Source organism: Streptomyces sp. Ag109_G2-15, from assembly GCF_900215565.1.
Taxonomy (GTDB): domain Bacteria; phylum Actinomycetota; class Actinomycetes; order Streptomycetales; family Streptomycetaceae; genus Streptomyces; species Streptomyces diastatochromogenes.
Map to the genome: position 1 here is coordinate 1,926,750 of NZ_OCNI01000001.1, position 22,860 is coordinate 1,949,609.

General features: G+C 70.3%; 24 protein-coding genes and 1 riboswitch. Of the genes, 13 read left to right on the plus strand and 11 right to left on the minus strand.

Translation table 11 applies throughout. The features are described 5' to 3' along the window. The first annotated feature begins 1 nt into the window (after position 1). The 7 genes from sdhA (at position 2) to CRP49_RS08270 (ending at position 5,535) form a co-directional block, all read left to right on the plus strand. Entirely contained in the window at positions 2-1,756 is a 1,755-nt protein-coding gene (gene sdhA / locus CRP49_RS08240; protein ID WP_097252816.1) for a succinate dehydrogenase flavoprotein subunit, read from the plus strand. After that, positions 1,756-2,517, plus strand: coding sequence for a succinate dehydrogenase iron-sulfur subunit (locus CRP49_RS08245; protein WP_097252817.1), 762 nt, complete (start codon positions 1,756-1,758; stop codon positions 2,515-2,517). The genes sdhA and CRP49_RS08245 overlap by 1 nt, the downstream gene beginning before the upstream one ends. 165 nt (positions 2,518-2,682) lie before the next feature. After that, the gene (locus tag CRP49_RS08250) at positions 2,683-3,282 is read left to right on the plus strand and encodes a Uma2 family endonuclease (RefSeq protein WP_097252818.1); all 600 of its coding nucleotides are present in this window, start codon (positions 2,683-2,685) and stop codon (positions 3,280-3,282) included. Between the two features lie 93 nt (positions 3,283-3,375). Then, on the plus strand, positions 3,376-3,786 hold the full coding sequence (locus tag CRP49_RS08255) for a VOC family protein (RefSeq protein WP_097252819.1): 411 nt from the start codon (positions 3,376-3,378) through the stop codon (positions 3,784-3,786). 94 nt (positions 3,787-3,880) lie between these two features. Further along, a complete protein-coding gene (locus CRP49_RS08260) occupies positions 3,881-4,288 on the plus strand; it encodes a hypothetical protein (RefSeq protein ID WP_097252820.1) in 408 nt (135 codons plus the stop codon). Further along, positions 4,285-4,779, plus strand: a complete 495-nt coding sequence (locus CRP49_RS08265; RefSeq protein ID WP_097252821.1) for a thiol-disulfide oxidoreductase DCC family protein — start codon at positions 4,285-4,287, stop codon at positions 4,777-4,779. The genes CRP49_RS08260 and CRP49_RS08265 overlap by 4 nt, the downstream gene beginning before the upstream one ends. A gap of 9 nt (positions 4,780-4,788) precedes the next feature. Then, on the plus strand, positions 4,789-5,535 hold the full coding sequence (locus CRP49_RS08270; RefSeq protein WP_097252822.1) for a TetR/AcrR family transcriptional regulator: 747 nt from the start codon (positions 4,789-4,791) through the stop codon (positions 5,533-5,535). Here the strand turns inward: CRP49_RS08270 and CRP49_RS08275 are convergent, their stop codons facing one another. The 3 genes from CRP49_RS08275 to CRP49_RS08285 form a co-directional block, all read right to left on the minus strand. Next, positions 5,536-7,080, minus strand: a complete 1,545-nt coding sequence (locus CRP49_RS08275; protein ID WP_097252823.1) for an ABC transporter substrate-binding protein — start codon at positions 7,078-7,080, stop codon at positions 5,536-5,538. A 212-nt stretch (positions 7,081-7,292) separates the two neighbouring features. Further along, on the minus strand, positions 7,293-8,552 hold the full coding sequence (locus CRP49_RS08280) for a metallophosphoesterase (protein WP_097252824.1): 1,260 nt from the start codon (positions 8,550-8,552) through the stop codon (positions 7,293-7,295). A gap of 16 nt (positions 8,553-8,568) precedes the next feature. Then, positions 8,569-8,808 (minus strand): SCO4848 family membrane protein, encoded by a 240-nt coding sequence (locus tag CRP49_RS08285; RefSeq protein ID WP_094215392.1) that lies wholly within the window; start codon positions 8,806-8,808, stop codon positions 8,569-8,571. A 91-nt stretch (positions 8,809-8,899) separates the two neighbouring features. On the opposite strand from CRP49_RS08285, the gene CRP49_RS08290 reads away from it, so the two are divergent. Next, positions 8,900-10,135 carry a D-alanyl-D-alanine carboxypeptidase family protein gene (locus CRP49_RS08290; RefSeq protein WP_097252825.1) on the plus strand — a complete coding sequence of 412 codons (1,236 nt, stop codon included), beginning with the start codon at positions 8,900-8,902 and terminating at the stop codon, positions 10,133-10,135. Here the strand turns inward: CRP49_RS08290 and CRP49_RS08295 are convergent. Beyond that, complete coding sequence (locus tag CRP49_RS08295; protein ID WP_097252826.1) at positions 10,083-11,003, minus strand: YihY/virulence factor BrkB family protein; 921 nt, start codon at positions 11,001-11,003, stop codon at positions 10,083-10,085. The two genes, CRP49_RS08290 and CRP49_RS08295, sit on opposite strands and share 53 nt — an antisense overlap. A gap of 85 nt (positions 11,004-11,088) precedes the next feature. Between CRP49_RS08295 and CRP49_RS08300 the strand changes: the two genes are divergently transcribed. Beyond that, positions 11,089-11,844 carry a decaprenylphospho-beta-D-erythro-pentofuranosid-2-ulose 2-reductase gene (locus tag CRP49_RS08300; protein ID WP_097252827.1) on the plus strand — a complete coding sequence of 252 codons (756 nt, stop codon included), beginning with the start codon at positions 11,089-11,091 and terminating at the stop codon, positions 11,842-11,844. Positions 11,845-11,864: 20 nt separating this feature from the next. On the opposite strand, the gene CRP49_RS08305 is transcribed toward CRP49_RS08300, so the two are convergent. From CRP49_RS08305 to CRP49_RS08315, 3 genes are all read right to left on the minus strand, one after another. Further along, entirely contained in the window at positions 11,865-12,449 is a 585-nt protein-coding gene (locus tag CRP49_RS08305; RefSeq protein ID WP_097252828.1) for a 2'-5' RNA ligase family protein, read from the minus strand. A 170-nt stretch (positions 12,450-12,619) separates the two neighbouring features. Continuing rightward, a complete protein-coding gene (gene trpS, locus CRP49_RS08310) occupies positions 12,620-13,636 on the minus strand; it encodes a tryptophan--tRNA ligase (RefSeq protein WP_097257254.1) in 1,017 nt (338 codons plus the stop codon). Positions 13,637-13,776: 140 nt separating this feature from the next. Then, positions 13,777-15,225 carry a glycine hydroxymethyltransferase gene (locus tag CRP49_RS08315; protein ID WP_097252829.1) on the minus strand — a complete coding sequence of 483 codons (1,449 nt, stop codon included), beginning with the start codon at positions 15,223-15,225 and terminating at the stop codon, positions 13,777-13,779. Between the two features lie 32 nt (positions 15,226-15,257). Beyond that, positions 15,258-15,349, minus strand: a riboswitch (ZMP/ZTP riboswitch). A gap of 102 nt (positions 15,350-15,451) precedes the next feature. Here CRP49_RS08315 and rocD point away from each other — a divergent pair. After that, the gene (rocD, locus tag CRP49_RS08320) at positions 15,452-16,657 is read left to right on the plus strand and encodes an ornithine--oxo-acid transaminase (RefSeq protein ID WP_097252830.1); all 1,206 of its coding nucleotides are present in this window, start codon (positions 15,452-15,454) and stop codon (positions 16,655-16,657) included. Here rocD and CRP49_RS08325 read toward each other — a convergent pair. Together CRP49_RS08325 and CRP49_RS08330 are read right to left on the minus strand one after the other, a co-directional pair. Then, positions 16,654-17,838 (minus strand): glutathionylspermidine synthase family protein, encoded by a 1,185-nt coding sequence (locus tag CRP49_RS08325; RefSeq protein WP_097252831.1) that lies wholly within the window; start codon positions 17,836-17,838, stop codon positions 16,654-16,656. The genes rocD and CRP49_RS08325 overlap by 4 nt on opposite strands. 47 nt (positions 17,839-17,885) lie before the next feature. Continuing rightward, on the minus strand, positions 17,886-18,230 hold the full coding sequence (locus CRP49_RS08330; protein WP_094215400.1) for a hypothetical protein: 345 nt from the start codon (positions 18,228-18,230) through the stop codon (positions 17,886-17,888). A 124-nt stretch (positions 18,231-18,354) separates the two neighbouring features. Here CRP49_RS08330 and CRP49_RS08335 point away from each other — a divergent pair, with 124 nt between their 5' ends. Then, complete coding sequence (locus CRP49_RS08335) at positions 18,355-19,179, plus strand: DMT family transporter (RefSeq protein ID WP_097252832.1); 825 nt, start codon at positions 18,355-18,357, stop codon at positions 19,177-19,179. Positions 19,180-19,190: 11 nt separating this feature from the next. On the opposite strand, the gene CRP49_RS08340 is transcribed toward CRP49_RS08335, so the two are convergent. Then, positions 19,191-20,615, minus strand: coding sequence for a PLP-dependent aminotransferase family protein (locus tag CRP49_RS08340; RefSeq protein WP_097252833.1), 1,425 nt, complete (start codon positions 20,613-20,615; stop codon positions 19,191-19,193). Between the two features lie 47 nt (positions 20,616-20,662). Between CRP49_RS08340 and CRP49_RS08345 the strand changes: the two genes are divergently transcribed. Continuing rightward, positions 20,663-21,163: a carboxymuconolactone decarboxylase family protein gene (locus CRP49_RS08345; protein ID WP_097252834.1), complete on the plus strand. Its 501-nt coding sequence runs from the start codon at positions 20,663-20,665 to the stop codon at positions 21,161-21,163. 8 nt (positions 21,164-21,171) lie between these two features. Continuing rightward, on the plus strand, positions 21,172-21,894 hold the full coding sequence (locus CRP49_RS08350) for an isocitrate lyase/phosphoenolpyruvate mutase family protein (protein WP_097257255.1): 723 nt from the start codon (positions 21,172-21,174) through the stop codon (positions 21,892-21,894). Positions 21,895-21,900: 6 nt separating this feature from the next. On the opposite strand, the gene CRP49_RS08355 is transcribed toward CRP49_RS08350, so the two are convergent. Then, the gene (locus CRP49_RS08355; protein WP_097252835.1) at positions 21,901-22,860 is read right to left on the minus strand and encodes an ABC transporter substrate-binding protein; all 960 of its coding nucleotides are present in this window, start codon (positions 22,858-22,860) and stop codon (positions 21,901-21,903) included.

Consider the following 22,860-nt stretch of genomic DNA (forward strand, 5'->3'; position numbering starts at 1 on the left):
CATGAAGATCCACAAGTACGACACCGTCATCGTCGGCGCCGGCGGCGCCGGTATGCGCGCCGCCATCGAGTCGACGAAGCGCAGCCGCACCGCCGTGCTGACCAAGCTCTACCCCACCCGCTCCCACACGGGCGCCGCGCAGGGCGGTATGGCCGCCGCGCTCGCCAACGTGGAGGAGGACAACTGGGAGTGGCACACCTTCGACACGGTCAAGGGCGGTGACTACCTGGTCGACCAGGACGCCGCCGAGATCCTGGCGAAGGAGGCCATCGACGCCGTCCTCGACCTGGAGAAGATGGGCCTGCCGTTCAACCGGACGCCCGACGGGACGATCGACCAGCGCCGGTTCGGCGGTCACTCCCGCAACCACGGCGAGGCCCCGGTCCGCCGCTCCTGCTACGCGGCCGACCGTACCGGCCACATGATCCTCCAGACGCTGTACCAGAACTGCGTCAAGGAGGGCGTGGAGTTCTTCAACGAGTTCTACGTCCTGGACCAGCTGATCACCGAGGTCGACGGCGTCAAGAAGTCCGCCGGTGTGGTGGCGTACGAGCTGGCCACCGGCGAGATCCACATCTTCCAGGCGAAGGCGGTCATCTACGCCTCCGGCGGCACCGGCAAGTTCTTCAAGGTGACGTCCAACGCGCACACCCTGACCGGTGACGGCCAGGCCGCCGTCTACCGCCGCGGTCTGCCGCTGGAGGACATGGAGTTCTTCCAGTTCCACCCGACCGGCATCTGGCGCATGGGCATCCTGCTGACGGAGGGCGCCCGTGGTGAGGGCGGCATCCTCCGCAACAAGGACGGCGAGCGCTTCATGGAGAAGTACGCGCCGGTCATGAAGGACCTCGCGTCCCGTGACGTCGTCTCCCGCTCCATCTACACGGAGATCCGCGAGGGCCGCGGCTGCGGTCCCGAGGGCGACCACGTCTACCTGGACCTGACGCACCTTCCGCCGGAGCAGCTGGACGCCAAGCTCCCGGACATCACGGAGTTCGCGCGCACCTACCTCGGCATCGAGCCCTACACGGACCCGATCCCGATCCAGCCCACCGCGCACTACGCGATGGGCGGCATCCCGACGAACGTCGAGGGTGAGGTCCTGTCGGACAACACCACCGTCGTCCCGGGTCTGTACGCGGCCGGCGAGGTCGCCTGTGTGTCCGTGCACGGCGCCAACCGCCTCGGCACCAACTCGCTGCTGGACATCAACGTCTTCGGCCGCCGCGCGGGCATCGCCGCCGCCGAGTACTCGGCGAAGGCCGAGTACGTCGAGCTGCCGGAGAACCCGGAGTCCTTCGTCGTCGAGCAGATCGAGCGGCTGCGCAACTCCACCGGCAACGAGCGGGTCGCGCAGATCCGTCGCGAGCTGCAGGAGACCATGGACGCCAACGTCATGGTGTTCCGCACGGAGCAGACGATCAAGACGGCCGTCGAGAAGATCGCCGAGCTGCGCGAGCGCTACAACAACGTGGCGATCCAGGACAAGGGCAAGCGGTTCAACACCGATCTGCTGGAGGCCATCGAGCTGGGCAACCTGCTGGAGCTGGCCGAGGTCATGGCGGTCTCCGCGCTCGCCCGCAAGGAGTCCCGCGGCGGTCACTACCGCGAGGACTACCCGAACCGCGACGACGTCAACTTCATGCGCCACACCATGGCGTACCGCGAGGTGGGCGACGACGGCACCGAGTCCGTCCGTCTCGACTACAAGCCGGTCGTCCAGACCCGCTACCAGCCGATGGAGCGTAAGTACTGATGGCAACTCCTGTTCTGGACAAGGTGGAGGCGGAGGCCGCGGCCTCTCCCTACATCACCGTCACCTTCCGGGTCCGCCGCTTCAACCCGGAGGTCTCGGCCGAGGCGACGTGGGAAGACTTCCAGCTGGAAATCGACCCGAAGGAGCGTGTCCTCGACGGTCTCCACAAGATCAAGTGGGACGTCGACGGCACCCTGACCTTCCGCCGCTCCTGCGCGCACGGCATCTGCGGCTCGGACGCCATGCGGATCAACGGCAAGAACCGCCTGGCGTGCAAGACGCTGATCAAGGACATCAACCCCGAGAAGCCGATCACGGTCGAGCCCATCAAGGGCCTGACGGTCCTGAAGGACCTGGTCGTGGACATGGAGCCGTTCTTCCAGGCGTACCGGGACGTCATGCCGTTCCTGGTCACCAAGGACACGAACGAGCCGACGCGCGAGCGGCTGCAGTCCGCCGAGGACCGCGAGCGCTTCGACGACACGACGAAGTGCATCCTCTGCGCGGCCTGCACGTCCTCCTGCCCGGTGTTCTGGAACGACGGCCAGTACTTCGGTCCGGCCGCGATCGTGAACGCCCACCGCTTCATCTTCGACAGCCGTGACGAGGCGGGCGAGCAGCGCCTGGAGATCCTCAACGACAAGGACGGCGTGTGGCGTTGCCGCACGACCTTCAACTGCACGGACGCCTGCCCGCGCGGTATCGAGGTCACGAAGGCGATCCAGGAGGTCAAGCGCGCGCTGATCACGCGTCGCTTCTGAGGTCGTCTGCCGTACGTCCTCCGTACGTCACCGAGGGCCCCGTTTCCGCTGGGAACGGGGCCCTCGGGCATTGCGGCACACGTTCGAGTGAAGGTGATCGTGAAGGACGAAGGGGTACGGTCCGGCCTACGATGATGTTCTCGACCAGCCCTTAGGAGGCATGCGATGTCCGCTGCATCCATCGAGCAGCCGTTCTCACTGACGGCCATCGCCGACGAAATCATGGAGCGCCATCCGGGCTACCGTGTCGAGATCATCGGAGGCCACCTCCTCGCGACCCCATCGCCGGATGCCCCGCACGCCCGCGCCCTGACCAAACTGATGCGCCCCTTCATCGCTGCCGGACTGGACGACGGCGAAACCGAGGTGCTCCAGAACTTCGCGGTCTGGCTCCCCACCGGCGACGAGGACTACGCCATCCCCGACCTCGTCGTAGTGGACGCAGACATCGACGACCACTTCGTCGAGAACAACGCGTACGACCCGGTCTGCTTCCGCCTCGTCCTGGAGGTCACGTCCAGCAACTGGAAGGACGACCTGAAGACCAAGGTCGGCGCCTACGCCCAGGCCAACGTTCCCGTTTACGTCGTCGTCGACCGCAAGCACCAGCGCCTCCACGTCCTCACCGATCCCGCCGAGGGCGACTACGGCAACCATCGTGTCTACTCTCCCGGCGAGTCCGTCACCCTTCCCGACTCCATCGGCGCCAAGGTCGCCCTGGATGTGACTGCGATCATCGAAGCGGGCCGTTCCCGGCGTACCTGAGCAAGCAGCCCACCGACCCTCTGAGGAGCCTCACCGAATCCGCTTCGGTGGGGCTCCTCGCATCTTGTCGGGATTCCCCCCTAATCTGACGACATGTCTGACGATGAGTCGTACGAGCTGCTCGGGTTCGACAACGTACTGCTGCCCGTCGGGGACCTCGGTGAGGCCGTCGGGTTCTACGAGCGGGCCGGGTTCGCCGTCGGGTTCCGGTTCGACGAGGGCGGGATCGCGCTGCTGAAGGTCGGCGGTGAGACGCCCGGGATCCTGCTGCGCGTCGAGGACGGGCTGGGCCACCGGCCGCCGCCCTGGCCCTCGCCGCGCCTGTGGCTGGAGGTGCCGGACGCGCGGGCCGCGGCGCGCGAGCTGGCCGCCGCCGGGATCCCGCCGCTGGACGAGGTGTTCTCGGTGGCCACCGGCTGGACCGTCGAGATCGCCGACCCCTGGGGAAACGTCCTCGGTTTCACCGACTACACCAAGCGGCCGACGCTGGGCCGCAGAGGCTGAGATCCCACCCCCCTATTGAGTTGAACATGTTCAAAAGCAGGTCTACAGTCATACCTGTCAGCGTTTTGAACGCGTTCAAGAAGGGGTGGGGCGCATGGACCGCATCGTCATCGCCTATGTCATCTACCTGGTCGTCAGCATCGCGCTGACCGTCTGGGTGGCACGCACGCTCAGCAGCAACGGCCGGATCTTCCTCGCCGACGTGCTGCACGGCAACGAGAAGCTCGCCGAAGCCGTCAACCACCTGCTGGTGGTCGGCTTCTACCTCGTCAACCTCGGCTTCGTGGCCCTGTTCCTGACCGACAACAGCGACGTCAGCGACACCCGGGCGATCTTCGAGGTCCTGTCGGTCAAGCTCGGCGTGGTGCTGCTGGTGCTCGGCGCGATGCACCTGGGCAACGTGTACGTGCTCAACAAGATCCGGCGGCGGGGGATCATGGAGCGCGAGCAGCAGCCCCCGGTGAACCCGCAGGGCTGGATCGCTCCGACGGTCGGGGCGTGACCACCGTGACCGTCACGGGGGACCGGGGCGCCACGGGCGTCCCGGTCCGCGGGCTCACCGTCCTGTACGACGCCCAGTGCGCCCTCTGCACCCACCTCCGGGACTGGCTCGTACGACAGTCGCAGCTGGTGCCGCTGGAGCTGGTGCCGGCCGGGTCGGCCGAGGCGCGCAGGCGCTACCCGGGGCTCGATCACGCCGCCACCCTGGACGAGATCACCGTGATCGGCGACAGCGGGCAGGTCTACCAGGCCTCCCGGGCCTGGATCGTCGTCCTGTGGGCCCTGCGCGAACACCGCCCGCTCGCCCACAAGCTGAGCACCCCGGCCGGGGCCAAGCTTGCCCGGGGCGCGGCGCTGGCGGCCGCGAAGTGGCGGGGTGCGCTGTGGGGCGGGCAGAGCAACCGGCGGACGGACGGGTGGGCCTACCACCCCCGTACCGGCTGGAGTTACCAGGGGCCGTCCTGTTCCGACGGTGCCTGCGCGACTGGTTAGGCTCGTCCCGTGCCCGCGAAGAACGACGGCCCCGAGGCCGGCCCCCAGAGCAAGTCCGAGCAGACCCGCGCCCTGATCCTGGAGACCGCGATGCGGATGTTCCAGGAGCTCGGCTACGACAAGACGACCATGCGGGCCATCGCCAAGGAGGCCGGGGTCTCCGTCGGCAACGCCTACTACTACTTCGCGGGCAAGGAGCACCTGATCCAGGGCTTCTACGACCGGATCGCCGCCGAGCACCAGGTGGCGGTCCGGGAGGTCCTGGACCGGGAGACCGATCTCGAGGCACGGCTCGCGGGCGTGCTGACCGCATGGCTGGACATCGCCAAGCCGTACCACGAGTTCGCGGTGCAGTTCTTCAAGAACGCCGCCGACCCCGACAGCCCGCTCAGCCCCTTCTCGCCGGAGAGCGAGCACGCCCGCGAGCAGGCCATCAGCGTCCACCGCGAGGTGCTGGCCGGCTCCAAGTCCAAGGTGGCCCCCGAACTCCGGGACGTGCTCCCGGAGTTGATGTGGCTCTCCCAGATGGGCCTGGTCCTGTACTGGGTGTTCGACCGCACCGAGGGACGTGAGCGCAGCTACCGGCTGGCGCGCCGCGGCGCACGGCTGACCGCCCGCGGGGTCGCCCTGGCCCGCTTCCGGGTGCTGCGTCCCCTGGTGCTGGAGGTCCACGAACTGTTCACGGACTTCCTGCCGGGGATGACGAAGGCACTGCCGGACCCGGGGGCCAGGGCGCGACGCGACGAGACGGGCTGATCAGATCCACTGCAGACGCCACAGGCGGAACACGCCCGTGCCGTCGTCTAGGTACTGGCTGCCGCCGACGTCCTCGGTGCTGACCACGTACTCCTTGCGCTGCCACAGCGGGATCAGCGGCACGTCGGTCGCCACGTCCTTCTGGATGTCACGGAAGTCGTTGGCCGCCCGCGCGCGGTCGGCGTACTGCTGGCTGTCCAGGATGAGGTGGTCGACGACCTTGTTGCTGTAGCCGGTGCTCATGGTGGAACCGGTGCCGACGAGCGGGGAGCCGAAGGTGTCCGGGTCGGGGTAGTCGGCCACCCAGCCGACCGCCCACGCGTCCATCTTCCCGGCGGCCCAGCGCTTCTGGAAGTCGGTCCACTCGTATCCCTGGACGTCCACCTTGAACAGGCCGCTCGCCTCCAGCTCCTTCTTCAGCTCCGCGGCCTCCTGCTCGCCCGCGCCCCGGTTCTTGCCGTAGCCGAAGGTGAAGTGCACCGGCAGGGTCACCCCGGCCTCGGTGAGCAGCTGCCGGGCCTTCTGGGTGCTCTGCGTCGGGTAGTCGTCGAAGAAGGACGTGGTGTGACCGGTGATGCCGGTCGGGATCAGCGAGTAGAGGGGGTCGACCGTGCCCTCGTACACCGTGGCGGCCAGCCGCTCGCGGTTGACCAGCCAGGCCATGGCGCGGCGTACGCGCACGTCGTGCAGCGGGGAGCCGGCGCGGGTGTTGAGGTAGAGGTTGTGGGTCTCGGAGCTGTCGGACTCGTTGACGCGCTGGTTCGGGTCGCTCGGGTTCAGCCGGGAGAGCACGCTCGGCGGCAGGGTCCGGGTGGCGACGTCGAGCTGCTTGTCCTGGTAGGCGCTGTTGAGCTGCGCGGAGTCGGTGTAGTAGCGCAGCTCGATGGGGCGGCCGGTGCCGCTGAGGTAGCCCTGGTAGCTCCCGTACGGGTCGAGGACGGCCTTCTTGTCCTTCGTGTACGAGGCCAGCGTGTACGGGCCGGTGCCGTCGACGCCGGTGTCGGTGCGCAGGGCGGTGGCCGGGTACTTGTCCTTGTCGACGATCGAACCGGCACCCGTGGCGACCTTCAGCGGGAAGGTGGCGTCCGCGGACGACAGATGGAAGGTGACCGTCGTCGCGTTGTCGGCGGACACCGAGCCGAGGGTGGAGAACAGCGACGCCGGGCCGACGGGCGCGTTGATCTTCTTGACCCGCTCGAAGGAGTACTTCACGTCCTCGGCGGTCATCTTGCGCCCGCTGGGGAACGTGATGTCGTCGCGCAGCTTGCACTGGTACGTCTTCAGTCCGGTGCCCTCGAAGTCGCAGCTCCGGGCCGCGTCCGGGACCGGCTGGACACCGCCCGGCTCGAAGGTGAGCAGTGTCTGGAAGACGTTGCTGAACAAGGCCCAGGAACCGGCGTCGTACGCGCCGGCCGGGTCCAGTGAAGTGACGGCGTCGGTCGTGCCGACCGTGATCGTCTTGTTCTGGTCCGTCTGCGATGGCAGCAACTGCCATCCGCCGATTCCCACGACGGCGAGTACGAGCAGCGTCACGAGAATGCGCATGCGAACAGATCGCATGGTGGTGCCCTCCCCAGGCCCTCCAGGGCCCTACCCCTGGCCAGCACAATTTCGCCACTCCCCTAAGCGGCGGGGCTCACCTAATCACAGGACTTTCACCCGGGGGAAGGGCTTTCTGACCAGATGTACAAGAACTTACCGAGGCGTTGTTTCCGCCGGGTTTCACAGCGTCTTCACAGGCCTGGGAGGAGTTTTGGTCACGCGCGCGTGGCGGCCAGTTCGATCACCGTCACGTCCGACGGCGCCCCCACGCGCGTGGGCGGTCCCCAGGCGCCCGCGCCCCGGCTGACGTACAGCTGGGTGTCGCCGTACCGGTCGAGACCGGCCACGGTCGGGTTGGCCGCGGCCGCGATGAGGTTGCCGGGCCAGAGCTGGCCGCCGTGGGTGTGGCCGGAGAGCTGGAGGTCGACGCCGTGCCGGACGGCCTCGTGGATCTGCGCCGGCTGGTGAGCGAGGAGCACGCACGCGCGTGCCGGGTCCCGGTCCCCGAGCGCCTTCCGGAAGTCCGGGCCCTGGCCCTCGCTCTCGCCCTGGAGGTCGTTCACCCCGGCCAGATCGAAGTACGGCAGCTCGGTGCGGGCGTTCTCCAGCGGGTGCAGGCCGAGGGTGCGCACCTCGGCGACCCACTGTTCGGCGCCGGAGAAGTACTCGTGGTTGCCCGTGACGAAGTAGGCCCCGTGCCGGGCGCTGAGCTGGGCGAGGGGTGCGGCGGCCGGGCCGAGGTCCTTGACGCTGCCGTCCACCAGATCGCCGACGACCGCGATCAGATCGGGCTGGGTCGCGTTGACGGTGTCGACGACCCGCTGCGCGAAGCTCCGGCCCAGGACGGGGCCCAGGTGGATGTCGCTGACGACGGCGATCCGGAAGCCGTGCGCGGCGCGCGGCAGTTTGGCGAGCGGGACGGTGATCCGCTTCACCTGTGGGCCGCGGAGTACTCCGTAGGTTCCGGTGCCTACGGTCCCCACGGCGGCGGTGGCTGCGGCGCCGGCGACGACGCGGCTCACGAAGAGGCGCCGGGTGGGTTCCTGGGTGCCCGGTGCCTCGGTGGGCGTACCAGGGGGCTCCGCCCCCTGGACCCCCGGCCTACGCCCACCCGCCACCCGACTCGGTAGCTCGAGAGGTTGCCGCACGGGGTTTCGGCTGAGCCTGTTCAGCAGTGGGCGTACGACCTCTCCCGCCGCCACCGCCAGCAGCAGGTACAGCGCCAGTGCCATCCACAGGAAGCCGGGCCAGGCGAGGGTGCGCTGGAGCCAGAAGGGGGCGCCGGAGCGTTCGGCGACCAGGGCCGCGATCATCAGGAGCGGGCCGGCGACGAAGACCGCCGTACCGGCGCGGCGGGCGAGGCCCGGGCCGCTGGTCGTGTCGCGGACCAGGCGGCGCCACACGTACCAATGCCCCAGCGCCAGGACGGCCAGGACGATCAGCGCGACAAGGACGAGGACGAGGACGAGGACCACGCTGCCGTATCCCCCGCTATGACGAACGGCGCAGTGCGCGCAGTCCGCGCAACCCGATGACCCCGATGACCGTCCCCAATACGAAGGAAACGACCGCCAGCAGCAGGTGCACCCAGAAGTACGCGGTCGGGTGGCCGTCGTCGAAGGCGAGTCCGCTGCTGTCCTTGACCAGGTTCTTGACGAAAGTGACCCAGATGACCCAGCTCCACACCCCGAAGGCGAGCAGGAACCAGGAGATGGGGCGGCTGAGCTTCATGACATCAGTATCGCCGTTCGGTGTCCGGCTCCGTGTCCGGGGTGGGGTGCGAGGCGGGACTTCGCGGCCTGTGCCAGGTACGTTTCCGACCGTGCCCGCACCGAAGAAGACCGTCAGGCGATCCCTGCTGGTCACCACCGCCACGCTGCTGTCCCTGTCCGTCACCGCGCCCGCCGCGCTCGCGGCCCCGACCCCCTCGACGAGCCCGACGGCCACGCCGCCGGCGCAGATGTCGCTGGTCGGCGGAGCCCGGCTCGGGCAGCCCGGGACGCAGGTGAACCTCGCCGACGGCGTGCCCGTGCTCCCCAAGGACCTCACCGCCCGCTCCTGGATCGTCTCCGACGCCGAGTCCGGCGACATCCTCGCCGCGCACAACGCGCACTGGCGGCTGCCCCCGGCGAGCACCCTGAAGATGCTGTTCGCCGACACCGTGCTGCCGAGGTTCCCGAAGACGACCCAGCACAAGGTGGTGCCGAACGACCTGGCCGGCATGGGCGTCGGCTCCAGCGTGGTCGGGATAAAGGAGGGCCGCACCTACACCGTCCACGACCTGTGGCTCGGCGTCTTCCTGCGCTCGGGCAACGACGCCGTGCACGTGCTGTCCGCGATGAACGGCGGCGTCGCGCAGACCGTCAAGGACATGCAGGACCACGCCGACGAGCTGCAGGCCCTGGACACGCACGTGGTCAGCCCGGACGGCTACGACGCGCCGGGGCAGGTGTCGTCGGCGTACGACCTGACGCTGTTCGCCCGCTCCGGGCTGCAGAAGAAGGACTTCCGCGACTACTGCTCGACGGTGAGCGCGAAGTTCGGCTCCGGCGAGATCCGGAACACCAACCGGCTGCTGAGCGGCGACACCGACGTGCCCGTCTACCAGGGCATCGCCGGGGTGAAGAACGGCAACACCACCAACGCGGGCGCCACCTTCACCGGTGTCGCCGAGCGGGGCGGCAGGGTGCTGCTGGTCACGGTGATGAACCCGGAGAAGCACGAGCACAACGAGGTCTACAAGGAGACCGCGAAGCTGTTCGACTGGGGCTTCCAGGCGGCCGGCAAGGTCCAGCCGGTGGGCGAGCTGGTCCCGCCGAAGAGCGCCGCGCAGTCCACCGCCACGCCCGGCGCGACCGCCTCCGGCGGGGCGGCGGAGAAGACCGGCGGGTCCGGCTCGAAGCCGGTGGCGAGCGCCACCGCCGGGGGCGGCTCCAGCGGCGTCGGGATCGCCCTGGGCGTGGCCGGCGGGCTGCTGGTGCTGCTCGGCGGCGGGGCGTTCCTGGTCAACCGCCGTTGGCCGCTGCCGGACCTGATGCGCCGTCGGACGCGTTCCTGACGACGCCCTCGCGTTCGTTCTCCCCGCTCTGCGTCGCCGTCCAGGCGGCACAGAACAGGAGGAGTTTCGCGGTGAAGTTGATCCACAGCAGCAGGGCCACGGGGACGCCGAACGCGCCGTACATGCTCTTCGCTGCGACTCCCTGGATGTAGCCGCTGAGCAGCACCTTCAGCAGTTCGAAGCCGACCGCGCCGATGAGCGCGGCCACCAGCAGGCGGCGGCGCGGCGGCTCGACACCGGGCAGCAGGGTCAGGACGTAGAGCAGGACCACGAAGTCGGCGAGCACCGCGACGGTGAAGGCGGCGATCCGCAGCAGGATCGCGCCCCAGCCCGCCCGCTCGATGCCGAGCTGGTCGGTGGTCCAGCCCACCAGCGCCGAGGCGACGGTGGAGATGGCGAGCGTGGCGAGGAGCGCTCCGCCGAGACCGACCAGGATGCCCGCGTCCTTGACCTTGGCCAGGACCGGGTTCCCCTCCTTGTCGGGCAGCTCCCACACCACGCGCAGACACTCCCGCATCTGGCCGACCCAGCCCATGCCGATGAACAGCAGCACGGCACCGGCGATCACGCCGACCGTACCGGCGTTCTGCACCAGGGAGTTGATGTCCAGCTGGTCGGCGATGCCGGGGACCTGGTCGGCGATCTTGTGCTGGAGGTCCTTCTGCTGCGACTCGCTGAGCGTGGCGGCGGCGATCGCGGCGATCAGCGTCAGCAGCGGGAACAGCGCGACGAAGCTGATGAAGGTCATCGCGGCGGCCAGCCGGGTCCACTTCACCCGGTCCAGCCGCTCGTACGACCGCCACGCGTGCGTGGTCATCAGCCAGGTGATGATCGGCCCGATCCCGGGGAGCTTCTTCAGCCAGTCCATGATCGGACTGTGCCCGCTCCGAGTGGACGTCAACACCGCGTTTCTTCACCAGAACGGCCATATACGGGCGATACGGTCGGCTGTCATGAAGGACGCCACCGATCTGCCCCAGTCCCTGCTCGTCCTCGGCGGCACGTCCGAGATCGCGCTGGCCACGGTCCGCCGCCTGATCGCCCGCCGCACCCGCACCGTCTGGCTGGCCGGCCGCCCCTCCCCCGCCCTGGACCAGGCGGCCGCGCACCTGCGCGCCCTGGGCGCCGACGTCCGCACCGTCGCCTTCGACGCCCTCGCCCCCGAGTCCCACGAGACGGCCCTCGGCAAGGTCTTCGCCGAGGGCCACATCGACCTGGTGCTGCTCGCCTTCGGCATCCTCGGCGACCAGGCCCACGACGAGCGCGACCCGCTGCGCGCGGTCCGGGTCGCCCAGACCAACTACACCGGAGCCGTGTCGGCCGGCCTGGTCGCCGCCCGCGCCCTCCAGACCCAGGGCCGCGGCTCCCTGGTGGTCCTCTCCTCCGCCGCCGGCGAACGGGCCCGCCGCGCCGACTTCATCTACGGCTCCAGCAAGGCCGGCCTCGACGCCTTCGCCCAGGGCCTCGGCGACGCGCTCCACGGCACCGGCGTGCACGTCATGGTCGTACGGCCCGGATTCGTCCGCACGAGGATGACCACCGGCCTGCCCGAGACCCCGCTCACCACCACCCCCGAGGCGGTCGCCACGGCCATCGAACTGGGTCTGCGCCGACGCTCGGAGACGGTGTGGGTGCCGGGCGCGCTGCGCCTGGTGATGTCGGCCCTGCGGCACGCGCCGCGCGCGCTGTTCCGGAGGCTGCCGATCTGACGTGCTTCGGGTGCCGTGGGCTACCGGCTGGCGATCGTCCCGCGCTCGACGTCCGCGTGGCCCCCCTGCGACGGCACCACCGATCCCCCGAACGTGTACTCCCGCAGCTTGCGCCACACGTCGTCGGCGCCCTGCTCGTACAGCGCGAACCCGGTGCACGGCCACTCGGCCTCGAAGCCGGCCAGCTCGGCGAAGGCGCGGTCCATCGCCGCCTCGTCGATGCCGTGCGCGACCGTGACATGCGGGTGGTACGGGAACTGCAGCTCGCGCGCCACCGGCCCCGAGGCGTCGCGCAGCCGCTGCTGCAGCCAGGCGCAGGTCTCGGCGCCCTGTACGACCCGCACATAGACGACCGGAGACAGGGGACGGAAGGTGCCGGTCCCGCACAGCCGCATCGGGAACGGCCGGGCGGCCGCCGCGACCTGCGTGAGGTGCGCCTCGACCGCCGGCAGGTCGGTCGCGTCCAGCTCGGTCGGCGGCAGCAGGGTGACATGGGTGGGGATGCCGTGAGCCGCGGCGTCGCCGAAGCCCGCGCGCAGCTCCTGGAGCAGGCTGCCGTGAGGCTCCGGGACCGCGATCGACACGCCGATCGTTACGGTCCCCACGTCGTCTCCTGTCGTCGCGTGATGTCGTCTCGGCCGTCCCCGTCCGGGCCGTCGGCTATCGACTGTACGGCCATGGATGTGCTGTGGGCAGGCGCAGCGGAAGTGATGTGCAGCGCTCTGCCCGGTGGGACGTGTGTACGGTCGTGCGCCGCAGCGCCGGTCCGTGCTTCTCAGTGCTTCGCCGGCAGGAAGCCCACCCGGTCGTACGCCTGCGCAAGCGTCTCGGCGGCGACGGCGCGCGCCTTCTCCGCGCCCTTGGCGAGGATCGAGTCGAGCGTCTCGGAGTCGTCCAGGTACTGCTGCGTGCGCTCCCGGAACGGCGTCACGAACTCGACCATGACATCGGCGAGGTCCGTCTTGAGCGCGCCGTACATCTTGCCCTCGTAGTCCTGCTCCAGCTCGGCGATCGACCTGCCGGTGAGCGTGGAGTAGATGGTGAGGAGGTTCGACACGCCCGGCTTGCTCTCCGCGTCGTAGCGGATCACGGTGTCGGTGTCGGTGACGGCGCTCTTGACCTTCTTGGCGGTCGCCTTCGGCTCGTCGAGCAGGTTGATCAGACCCTTCGGCGTGGACGCCGACTTGCTCATCTTGATCGACGGGTCCTGAAGGTCGTAGATCTTCGCCGTCTCCTTGAGGATGTACGGCGACGGGATCGTGAACGTGTCGCCGAACCGGCCGTTGAAACGCTCGGCGAGGTCGCGGGTCAGCTCGATGTGCTGGCGCTGGTCCTCGCCCACCGGCACCTCGTTGGCCTGGTAGAGGAGGATGTCGGCGACCTGCAGGATCGGGTACGTGAACAGGCCGACGGAGGCCCGCTCGGCGCCCTGCTTGGCCGACTTGTCCTTGAACTGGGTCATCCGGCTGGCCTCGCCGAAGCCGGTGAGGCAGTTCATGATCCAGGCGAGCTGGGCGTGCTCCGGGACGTGGCTCTGCACGAAGAGGGTGCAGCGGTCCGGGTCCAGGCCCGCGGCCAGCAGCTGGGCGGCGGCCAGGCGCGTGTTGGCGCGCAGGTCCTTCGGGTCCTGCGGGACCGTGATCGCGTGCAGGTCGACGACCATGTAGAAGGCGTCGTGGGACTCCTGCAGGGCTACCCACTGGCGGACGGCGCCGAGGTAGTTGCCGAGGTGGAACGAGCCGGCGGTGGGCTGGATGCCGGAGAGCACGCGAGGTTGGTCAGCGGTAGCCATGTTGCCCATTCTCTCAGAGGCTGAGCGGGGGATCGGCCCCTGAGGTGGGGGGTGGTTCGGTGCGTGGGGGACTGCGGACCGTCGTAGCTGGTCGCGCAGTTCCCCGCGCCCCTTGGGTTGGCTGCCCCTGAGGGCGTTGATCAGCCCAGGTCGACTTCCGGGTACAGCGGGAAGCCCGCGACCAGGTCCGTCGCCCGCTGGGCGATCTCCTCCGCGATCTTCTCGTCCAGGACGTGGGCGGCCTTGGACGGGGCGCCCGACTTGGTGGTGCCCTGCTCCGTCGTCGTCAGGACGCGGTCGATCAGGCCCGCCACCTCGTCCATCTCCGCCGTGCCGAGGCCACGGGTGGTCAGGGCGGGGGTGCCGATGCGGATGCCGGAGGTGTACCAGGCGCCGTTCGGGTCGGCCGGGATCGCGTTGCGGTTGGTGACGATGCCGGACTCGAGCAGGGCGGCCTCGGCCTGGCGGCCGGTGAGGCCGTAGGAGGTGGCCACGTCGATCAGGTTGAGGTGGTTGTCCGTGCCGCCGGTGACCAGGGTGGCGCCGCGCTTCATCAGGCCCTCGGCGAGAGCGCGGGAGTTGTCGACGATGCGCTGGGCGTAGTCCTGGAAGGAGGGCTGACGGGCCTCGGCCAGGGCGACGGCCTTCGCGGCCATGACGTGCGGGAGCGGGCCGCCGAGCACCATCGGGCAGCCGCGGTCGACCTGGTCCTTCAGGGAGTCGTCGCACAGGACCATGCCGCCGCGCGGGCCGCGCAGCGACTTGTGGGTCGTCGTGGTGACGATCTGGGCGTGCGGGACCGGGTCGAAGTCGCCGGTCAGGACCTTGCCGGCGACCAGGCCCGCGAAGTGGGCCATGTCGACCATGAGGGTCGCGCCGACCTCGTCGGCGATCTCGCGCATGATGCGGAAGTTCACCAGACGGGGGTACGCCGAGTAGCCGGCGACGAGGATCAGCGGCTTGAACTCGCGGGCCTGGGCGCGCAGGGCCTCGTAGTCGATCAGGCCCGTGGCCGGGTCGGTGCCGTAGGAGCGCTGGTCGAACATCTTGCCGGAGATGTTCGGGCGGAAGCCGTGGGTGAGGTGGCCGCCTGCGTCCAGGGACATGCCGAGCATGCGCTGGTTGCCGAAGGCCTGGCGCAGCTCGGCCCAGTCGGCCTCGGAGAGGTCGTTGACCTGGCGGGCGCCGGTCTTCTCCAGGAACGGGACCTCGACGCGGTCCGCGAGCACGGCCCAGAAGGCGACGAGGTTGGCGTCGATGCCGGAGTGCGGCTGGACGTAGGCGTGCCGGGCACCGAAGAGCGCCTTGGCGTGCTCGGCGGCCAGGGACTCCACCGTGTCGACGTTGCGGCAGCCGGCGTAGAAGCGGCGGCCGATGGTGCCCTCGGCGTACTTGTCGCTGAACCAGTTGCCCATCGCCAGCAGGGTGGCCGGGGAGGCGTAGTTCTCGGAGGCGATCAGCTTGAGCATCTCGCGCTGGTCGTGGACCTCCTGGCCGATGGCGTCGGCGACGCGCGGCTCGACGGCACGGATGACGTCGAGGGCGGCGCGGAAGGCGGTGGACTCGGTCGACAGGGGCTGCTCTGGCATGGGGACCTCCGGACGGCGTGTGTACAGCGTTCACGTTCGGCCCAGGCGCACGGCACTGTTTTACCGCTCGGGCCGCTCCCCGATGGTCGGTCCCATCCCTAGCGCGCCAGTCACGGCCCGCTGATCAGCCTACCGGGCGCGTCGGATCGCGCAGGTCCCGCGTCCACCATGCGAGCGAGGATAAGAAGGGGGATGCATCCCGACTCTCTGGCCCTCTGGAGTTCCCGTGAACGCTACGGAGACGCTCATCGCCGCCGCCGACGCCCACAGTGCGCACAACTACCACCCGCTGCCGGTGGTCGTGGCCACCGCGGACGGGGCCTGGATGACGGATGTCGAGGGGCGGCGCTACCTCGACCTGCTGGCCGGGTACTCGGCGCTGAACTTCGGGCACGGCCACCGGCGGCTCGTGGAGGCGGCCAAGGCGCAGCTGGAGCGGGTGACGCTGACCTCGCGGGCGTTCCACCACGACCGGTTCGCCGCGTTCTGCACCGAGCTGGCCGCGCTGTGCGGCATGCAGATGGTGCTGCCGATGAACACCGGTGTCGAGGCGGTGGAGACCGCGGTGAAGACGGCCCGGAAGTGGGGGTACCGGATCAAGGGGGTGCCCGCCGAGATGGCGAAGATCGTGGTCGCGAGCGGCAACTTCCACGGCCGTACGACGACGGTCATCAGCTTCTCCACCGACCCCGAGGCACGGGCGGACTTCGGGCCGTACACGCCGGGCTTCCAGATCGTGCCGTACGGCGACCTGACCGCGATGCGGGAGGCGCTCACCGAGAACACGGTCGCGGTACTGCTCGAACCGATCCAGGGCGAGTCGGGGGTGATCGTCCCGCCGGCCGGTTATCTGCCGGCGGTGCGGGAGCTGACCCGGCAGCGGGACGTGCTGTTCATCGCCGACGAGATCCAGTCGGGGCTGGGCCGGACCGGGCGGACCTTCGCGTGCGAGCACGAGGGGGTCGCACCGGATGTGTACGTGCTGGGGAAGGCGCTGGGCGGCGGGATCGTGCCGGTGTCGGCGGTGGTGTCGAGCACCGAGGTGCTCGGGGTGTTCCGGCCGGGTGAGCACGGATCGACGTTCGGCGGGAACCCCCTGGCCTGTGCGGTGGCGCTGGAGGTGATCAGGATGCTGCGGACGGGCGAGTACCAGGCGCGGGCCGCCGAGCTGGGCGATCACCTGCACCGGGAGCTGGCCGCCCTGCTCGGCACCGGCAAGGTGACGGCGGTGCGCGGGCGCGGGCTGTGGGCCGGGGTCGACATCGCGCCGAGGGTCGGGACGGGCCGGCAGGTGTCCGAGCGGCTGATGGACCGGGGTGTCCTGGTGAAGGACACCCACGGTGTGACGATCCGGATCGCGCCACCGCTGGTGATCAGCAAGGAGGACCTGGACTGGGGTCTCGCCCAGCTCTCGGCCGTGCTGGAGGGCTAGAGGATCACGTGCGGCAGGAAGCGGGCGTACCCGTCGGTGATCAGGCCCGAGGACTCGCGGATGCCGAGGCCCGCCGGTTCGTCCTGGACGACCCAGGCGCCGAGCACGACGTGGTTGCCGTCGAAGGCGGGCAGCGGGGCCAACTGCTGGTAGCAGCACGGCTCTTCGCGCGGGGCGGCGGGCGTGCCGGGCTCGTGCACGGTGACGCCCTCGCCCTCCCGGCCGAGTAGCGGCTTGGCGACGTAGCCCTGGTGGGTGGCCAGCTCGCGCGGGCCGTCCAGGTAGGCGGGCAGGAGGTTCGGGTGGCCGGGGTACAGCTCCCAGAGGATCGCCAGGAGGGCCTTGTTGCTCAGGAGCATCTTCCAGGCGGGTTCGATCCACAGGGTGGTGCCGGTGCCGCCGCCGTTGTCGAGGGTGTCGAGGACGTGCCCGGCGAAGGCGTCGGTGGTGAGCCATTCCCACGGGTAGAGCTTGAAGATGCTGCGGATGAACCGGAGCCCGTTGTCCACGAAGCGGCCGGAGAGGGTGTCCCAGCCGATCTCCTCCATGGAGATCCAGTCGGTGGCGAGGCCGGCCTGTTCGGCGGTCTCCTTCAGGTAGGCCACCGTCATCAGGTCCTCGCCGAGTTCGTCGGCGGAGGAGTGCGCGAAGTGCAGGGGGCTGCCCGGCGGGAGCAGCGCGGCCTGCCTGCGCCAGGCGTCGACCAGGCGCTCGTGCAGGGAGTTCCACTGGTCGGCGCCGGGGAAGCGTTCCTCCATCCAGAACCACTGGGGTGAGGCGGCCTCGACCAGTGAGGTCGGGGTGTCGGCGTTGTACTCCAGGAGCTTCGCCGGTCCGGTGCCGTCGTAGCGGAGGTCGAAGCGGCCGTAGACGGAGGGGAGTTCGGCGCGGCGCTGCCAGGCCTCGGTGACGGCGGCGGCGACGCGCGGGTCGGTGATGCCGAGGTCGGCGAGGCGGCCCTCGGCCACGATGTGCTCGGCGGCGGCCAGGCACATGGCCTGCAGTTCCTCGACGGTCTCCTCCAGCGCCTCGACCTCCTCCAGGCTGAAGACGTAGTAGGCGCTCTCGTCCCAGTAGGGGCGCAGCGAGCCGTCGGGGTGGCGGGTGAGCGGGTAGACGAGCCCCTGCTCCTCGACGGTCTGCTGCCAGCCGGGACGGGGGGTGGTGGTACGGCGTTCCATGCGACGTCCGCGTCTTCTGGGTCTTCTGGGTCTTCCGGGTCTTCCGGTCAGCCGCCGGAGCTGCCGTGGCCGCCGCCGAAGCCGCCGCGGTGCACACCGCTGTGCGAGGAGCCACCCGAGCCCGAGCCCTTGCTGGGCTTGGTGAAGGATCCCCCGTCGACCCAGGAGCCCTTCTTCTTGCCGCCGTAGTACCAGGCGCCGTTCACGGAGACCTTGGTGGCCTTGCAGTTCTTGTCGGAGACGACCTTGTAGCCCTTGGCGAGCCGGTAGCTGTCGCGGTCGACGCAGCGCTTGTCCGGGGCGGAGGAGCAGGCCGTCAGGGCGGTGGCGAGCAGGCCCATGCCACCGAGCAGGACGGTCCCGGAGCGAAGGCGTCGGCGTACGGTGTCCATGCTGCGGTCTCCCCCGTTGGCTGGCTGGCCTGTTTTCGGCGGTCAGCCTAGAGACTGGTGAGAACGGGCACCAAGGCGGGTCGCCGGTTCTCCCCTCCCCTAGAGTCACTTCGTGCTCTTTGGAATGGTGTGTGCCCTGGCCGCCGCGGTCTGCTTCGGTACGGCGACAGTGCTGCAGGCGGTCGCCGCACGGGACGCCGGCGAGGGCGGAGGCGGCGAGGCCGCGCTGCTGCTGCGGGCCCTCAGGCAGTGGCGGTACCTGGCCGGACTCGCGCTGGACGGACTTGGCTTCCTGTTCCAGATCGCGGCGCTGCGCTCGATCCCGATCTACGCGGTGAGCGCGGCACTGGCGTCGAGTCTGGCGGTGACGGCGGTGGTCGCGGCGCGCCTGCTGCGGGTACGGCTGAGCGGCACGGAGTGGGGCGCGGTGGGCGTGGTGTGCGCCGGGCTCGCGATGCTGGGCCTGGCGGCCGGGCCGGAGGGGGAGGTGGCCGGGTCGGAGACCCTGAAGTGGGCCATGCTCGCGACGGCGCTCGCCATGCTGGTACTCGCGCTGCTGGGCGGACGGCTGTCCGGGCGCATGCGGGCGCTGGTGCTGGGGCTCGGGGCGGGTTTCGGCTTCGGCGTGGTCGAGGTGTCGGTCCGCCTGATCGACTCGCTACACCCGGCCGACCTGCTCACCAACCCGGCGGCCTACGCCCTCCTCATCGGCGGCGCCGCCGCCTTCATCCTGCTGACCTCCGCCCTCCAGCGCGGCTCGGTGACGACGGCGACGGCCGGCATGGTGATCGGCGAGACGATCGGCCCGGCGGCCATCGGCGTGATCTGGCTCGGCGACCGGACGCGGGAGGGGCTGACCTGGCTGGCCGCACTCGGGTTCGCGGTGGCTGTGGCGGGGGCGTTGGCGCTGGCGCGGTTCGGGGAGGCGCCGGTGGCTGAGGAGGCCTGAAGGAGCCTGTCCTACGGCAACACCCTGCACAACGCCTCCAACGCCCCCGCCCAAGCACTCTCCGGCGGCGTCCCGTACCCCACCACCAGCGCGTCCAGCGGCTCGGCGAGCGCCTGCTCGTGCCGGTGGAAGGAGAGCCCGTGCAGGGCCAGGCCCTGCCAGGTCGCCGCCTGGATCACCGACTGTTCGGTGCCGGGTGGCAGGCGCAGGACCGCGTGGAGGCCGGCCGCGATGCCGGTGACGCGGACCTCGGGGGCGCGGTGGGTGACGGCGGTGGCGAGGGCGTCGCGGCGGCGGCGGTAGCGCAGGCGGGCGGAGCGTACGTGGCGGTCGTAGGCGCCGGACACCATGAACTCGGCCAGGGTCAGCTGGTCCAGCACTCCGCAGGTGTCGATGCGGCCCTTGGCGGCGGCCGCCTCCTCCACCAGGGACGGTGGCAGCACCATCCAGCCGAGGCGGAGGCCGGGGGCGAGGGACTTGCTGGCGGTGCCGAGGTAGACGACGCGGTCGGGGTCGAGGCCCTGGAGGGCGCCGACGGGCTGGCGGTCGTAGCGGAACTCGCCGTCGTAGTCGTCCTCCAGGACCAGCCCGCCGGTGCGCCGCGCCCACTCCACGACGGCGGTGCGCCGGTCGGGGTGCAGGGGTATGCCCATCGGGAACTGGTGGGCGGGGGTGAGGAGGACCGCTCCGCCGTCACCCAACCCGGCCGTGTCCGTGCCGAGTTCGTCGTAGGGGAGGGCGGGGGTCGCCAGGCCCGCGGTGCGCAGGAGGTCCCAGTGGACGGCGAGGCCGTACGACTCCACCGCGACGGTGCGCACCCCGCGCGTGCGCAGCAGCGACCCGAGGATGCGCAGGGCGTGTGAGATGCCTGCGGTGATCATGACCGTGTCGGGGGTGGCGCGGACGCCGCGGGCGCGGGCGAGGTAGGTGGCGAGGGCGGTGCGGAGTTCGGGGCGGCCGAGGGGGTCGCCGTAGCCGAGCGCGTCGAAGGGGGCGGTGGCCAGTGCGCGGCGGGCGGCCTTGAGCCACTCGGTGCGCGGGAAGGCGGCGAGGTCGGGGGTGCCGGGGATGAGGCTGTAGGCGGGGCGGCCGGGTTCGCGGCGCCGGGGATGTGCGGTGTCCGCCGGCGGGACGACGGCCCTCCCCCACTGCCCGAAAGGCGTGGGAGGTACCCCCATCGCGACGCTGGTGCCGGAGCCCTGTCGCGCGGTGAGCCAGCCCTCGGCGACCAGGTCGGCGTAGGCCTCGGCGACGGTGTTGCGGGCGATGCCCAGGTCGGCGGCGAGGGTGCGGGAGGAGGGCAGCCGGGTGCCGGGGGCGAGGCGGCCGGTGCGGACCGCGTCCCGGAGCGCGTCGGTCAGGCCGCGGCGCAGCCCGCTCGATCCGGCGGGTTCGAGGTGCAGGTCGACGCCCAGAGTGGCCCAAGGTTTCGCCATGGAAATGGACCATACTCCTGGGCTTCCTCGCTCCTAGGGTCGAAGCCATGAGCACCGCAGAGGAAACCGTCGAGTACGCCACCGAACACGCCCCCAGGATGCAGTGGGCCAAGCACTCGCCCGAGGTCTACAAGGCGATGGTCCGCCTGGACTCGGCCGCCAAGCAGGGCCTGGACCCCACGCTGTACGAGCTGGTGAAGATCCGCGCCTCGCAGATCAACCACTGCGCGTTCTGCCTCGACATGCACACCAAGGACGCGCTCGCGGCCGGCGAGAGCGTGGAGCGGATCGTGCAGCTCGGCGCGTGGGAGGAGTCGCGGCACTTCTACACCGAGAAGGAGCTGGCGGCGATCGAGCTGACCGAGGCGGTCACCGTGCTGACCGACGGCTTCGTGCCGGACGAGGTGTACGACCGGGCCGCCCAGCACTTCGAGGAGGCGGAGCTGGCCCAGTTGATCGCCGCGATCACGGTGATCAACGCGTGGAACCGGTTCGGCGTGACCACCCGGATGCCCCCGGGCCACTACCGGCCGGGGCAGACCAGGTGAGCGACCACGTGAGCAAGGTGGATGTGTTCCGCGCCTTGCACCGCAAGCGCGCCCAGGGTGATCCGCTGGTCCTGCCCGGGCCCTGGGACGCGGCGAGCGCCCGGGTCTGTGCCGAGGCCGGGTTCCCGGCGCTGGCCACGCCGAGTGCGGGGGTGGCCGCCTCCCTCGGGTACGAGGACGGGGCGACCCCGGCCGACGAGATGTTCGCGGCGGTGGCCCGGATCGTGCGGGCGGTGGACGTGCCGGTCTCGGCGGACGTCGAGGGCGGGTACGGGCTCGCGCCGAAGGAGCTGGTGGAGCGGCTGCTGGAGGCGGGTGTCGTGGGGTGCAACCTTGAGGACTCCAACGGGGGTGTCCTCAAGGACCCGCGCGAGCACGCCGAGTTCCTCGCCGAGGTCCGCTCGGCCGCCGCCGACCGGCTCTTCGTCAACGCCCGCGTGGACACGTTCCTGCATGGCGACGGCGATCCCGAACGGGCCATCGAGCGGGCCGCGTTGTACGTGGCCGCGGGCGCGGACTGCGTGTATCCGATCCTCGCTCCGGTGGACGTACTGCCCCTGCTGCGGGCCGGGATCCAGGGCCCGCTGAACATGGTGGCCCGGCTGGACGGCGAGGGCCCCTCGCCCGCCGTGCTCGGCGAACTCGGGGCCACCCGCGTCACGTTCGGGCCGGGGCTCCAGCGGCGGGCCGTGGCCGCGCTGCGGGAGATCGCCGACAGCCTGACGAAGTAGGGCGGTTCAGGGCAGCCACTTCTTCCACTCGGAGGGGTGGCTGTCCACCCACTTCTTCGCCGCCTCCTCGGGCGACAGCTTCTGGTCGGCGATCATCAGGGAGACCTCGTTCTGGTCCTCGGTCGTCCACTTGAACTTCTTCAGGAAGGCCGCCGCCTCGCCGCCGGACTTCGCGAAGTCGGCGTTGAGGTACTTCTGCAGCGGGGTGTGCGGGTAGGCGCAGGCGATCTTGGCCGCGTCGGCGTCGCAGCCCTCCTTGTACGGCGGCAGCTTCACCTCCGTCATCGGGACCTTCTTGAACAGCCACTGGGGTGAGTACCAGTAGGTCAGGAAGGGCTTCTTCTCCTTGGCGAACTGTTTCATCTGGGTGATCTGGGCCGCCTCGGAACCGGCGAAGACGACCTGGTAGTCCAGCTTCAGGTTCTTCACCAGGGCCTTGTCGTTGGTGACGTAGGACGGGGAGCCGTCCATCAGCTGGCCCTTGCCGCCGCTCTCCGCGGTGCGGAACAGCGAGGCGTACTTGTTCAGGTTCCGCCAGTCGGTGATGTCCGGGTGCTGCTGGGCGAGGTACGCCGGGACGAACCAGCCGATGTGTCCGGTCACCCCGAGGCCGCCGGCGCGGGCGATCGTCTTCTTGTCGGTGACGTACCGCTTCTCCTGGTCCGGGTGGCCCCAGTCCTCCAGGATGGCGTCGACCCGGCCCTGGCTGAGCGCGTCCCACGCGGGCACCTCGTCCACCTGGACGGTGTCGACGCGGTAGCCCAGCTTGTGTTCGAGAAGGTACTGGGCGACGGCCACGTTGGACTGCGCGCCCACCCAGGACTGCACGGACAGGGTGACCGTCTTCGCGCCCTGGGCGTTCGCGAACGGCGAGGCCTGCTTGGTCATGTCGGCGGCGCCGCAGCCGGTCAGCAGCGCCAGCGCGGACACACCGGCGGCCACCGTGAAGGTCGTACGAACGCGCAT

Excerpts from the sequence above, each read along its gene's own strand:
- CRP49_RS08315 (WP_097252829.1), bottom strand. The coding sequence starts at position 15,225 with ATGCCAGAGCAGCCCCTGTCGACCGAGTCCACCGCCTTCCGCGCCGCC.
- CRP49_RS08250 (WP_097252818.1), top strand. The coding sequence starts at position 2,683 with ATGTCCGCTGCATCCATCGAGCAGCCGTTCTCACTGACGGCCATCGCC.
- CRP49_RS08325 (WP_097252831.1), bottom strand. The coding sequence starts at position 17,838 with ATGGAACGCCGTACCACCACCCCCCGTCCCGGCTGGCAGCAGACCGTC.
- CRP49_RS08295 (WP_097252826.1), bottom strand. The coding sequence starts at position 11,003 with ATGGACTGGCTGAAGAAGCTCCCCGGGATCGGGCCGATCATCACCTGG.
- CRP49_RS08260 (WP_097252820.1), top strand. The coding sequence starts at position 3,881 with ATGGACCGCATCGTCATCGCCTATGTCATCTACCTGGTCGTCAGCATC.
- CRP49_RS08330 (WP_094215400.1), bottom strand. The coding sequence starts at position 18,230 with ATGGACACCGTACGCCGACGCCTTCGCTCCGGGACCGTCCTGCTCGGT.
- trpS (WP_097257254.1), bottom strand. The coding sequence starts at position 13,636 with ATGGCTACCGCTGACCAACCTCGCGTGCTCTCCGGCATCCAGCCCACC.
- CRP49_RS08345 (WP_097252834.1), top strand. The coding sequence starts at position 20,663 with ATGAGCACCGCAGAGGAAACCGTCGAGTACGCCACCGAACACGCCCCC.
- sdhA (WP_097252816.1), top strand. The coding sequence starts at position 2 with ATGAAGATCCACAAGTACGACACCGTCATCGTCGGCGCCGGCGGCGCC.
- CRP49_RS08285 (WP_094215392.1), bottom strand. The coding sequence starts at position 8,808 with ATGAAGCTCAGCCGCCCCATCTCCTGGTTCCTGCTCGCCTTCGGGGTG.
- CRP49_RS08355 (WP_097252835.1), bottom strand. The coding sequence starts at position 22,860 with ATGCGCGTTCGTACGACCTTCACGGTGGCCGCCGGTGTGTCCGCGCTG.
- CRP49_RS08300 (WP_097252827.1), top strand. The coding sequence starts at position 11,089 with ATGAAGGACGCCACCGATCTGCCCCAGTCCCTGCTCGTCCTCGGCGGC.
- CRP49_RS08275 (WP_097252823.1), bottom strand. The coding sequence starts at position 7,080 with ATGCGCATTCTCGTGACGCTGCTCGTACTCGCCGTCGTGGGAATCGGC.
- CRP49_RS08335 (WP_097252832.1), top strand. The coding sequence starts at position 18,355 with ATGGTGTGTGCCCTGGCCGCCGCGGTCTGCTTCGGTACGGCGACAGTG.
- CRP49_RS08255 (WP_097252819.1), top strand. The coding sequence starts at position 3,376 with ATGTCTGACGATGAGTCGTACGAGCTGCTCGGGTTCGACAACGTACTG.
- CRP49_RS08245 (WP_097252817.1), top strand. The coding sequence starts at position 1,756 with ATGGCAACTCCTGTTCTGGACAAGGTGGAGGCGGAGGCCGCGGCCTCT.
- CRP49_RS08340 (WP_097252833.1), bottom strand. The coding sequence starts at position 20,615 with ATGGCGAAACCTTGGGCCACTCTGGGCGTCGACCTGCACCTCGAACCC.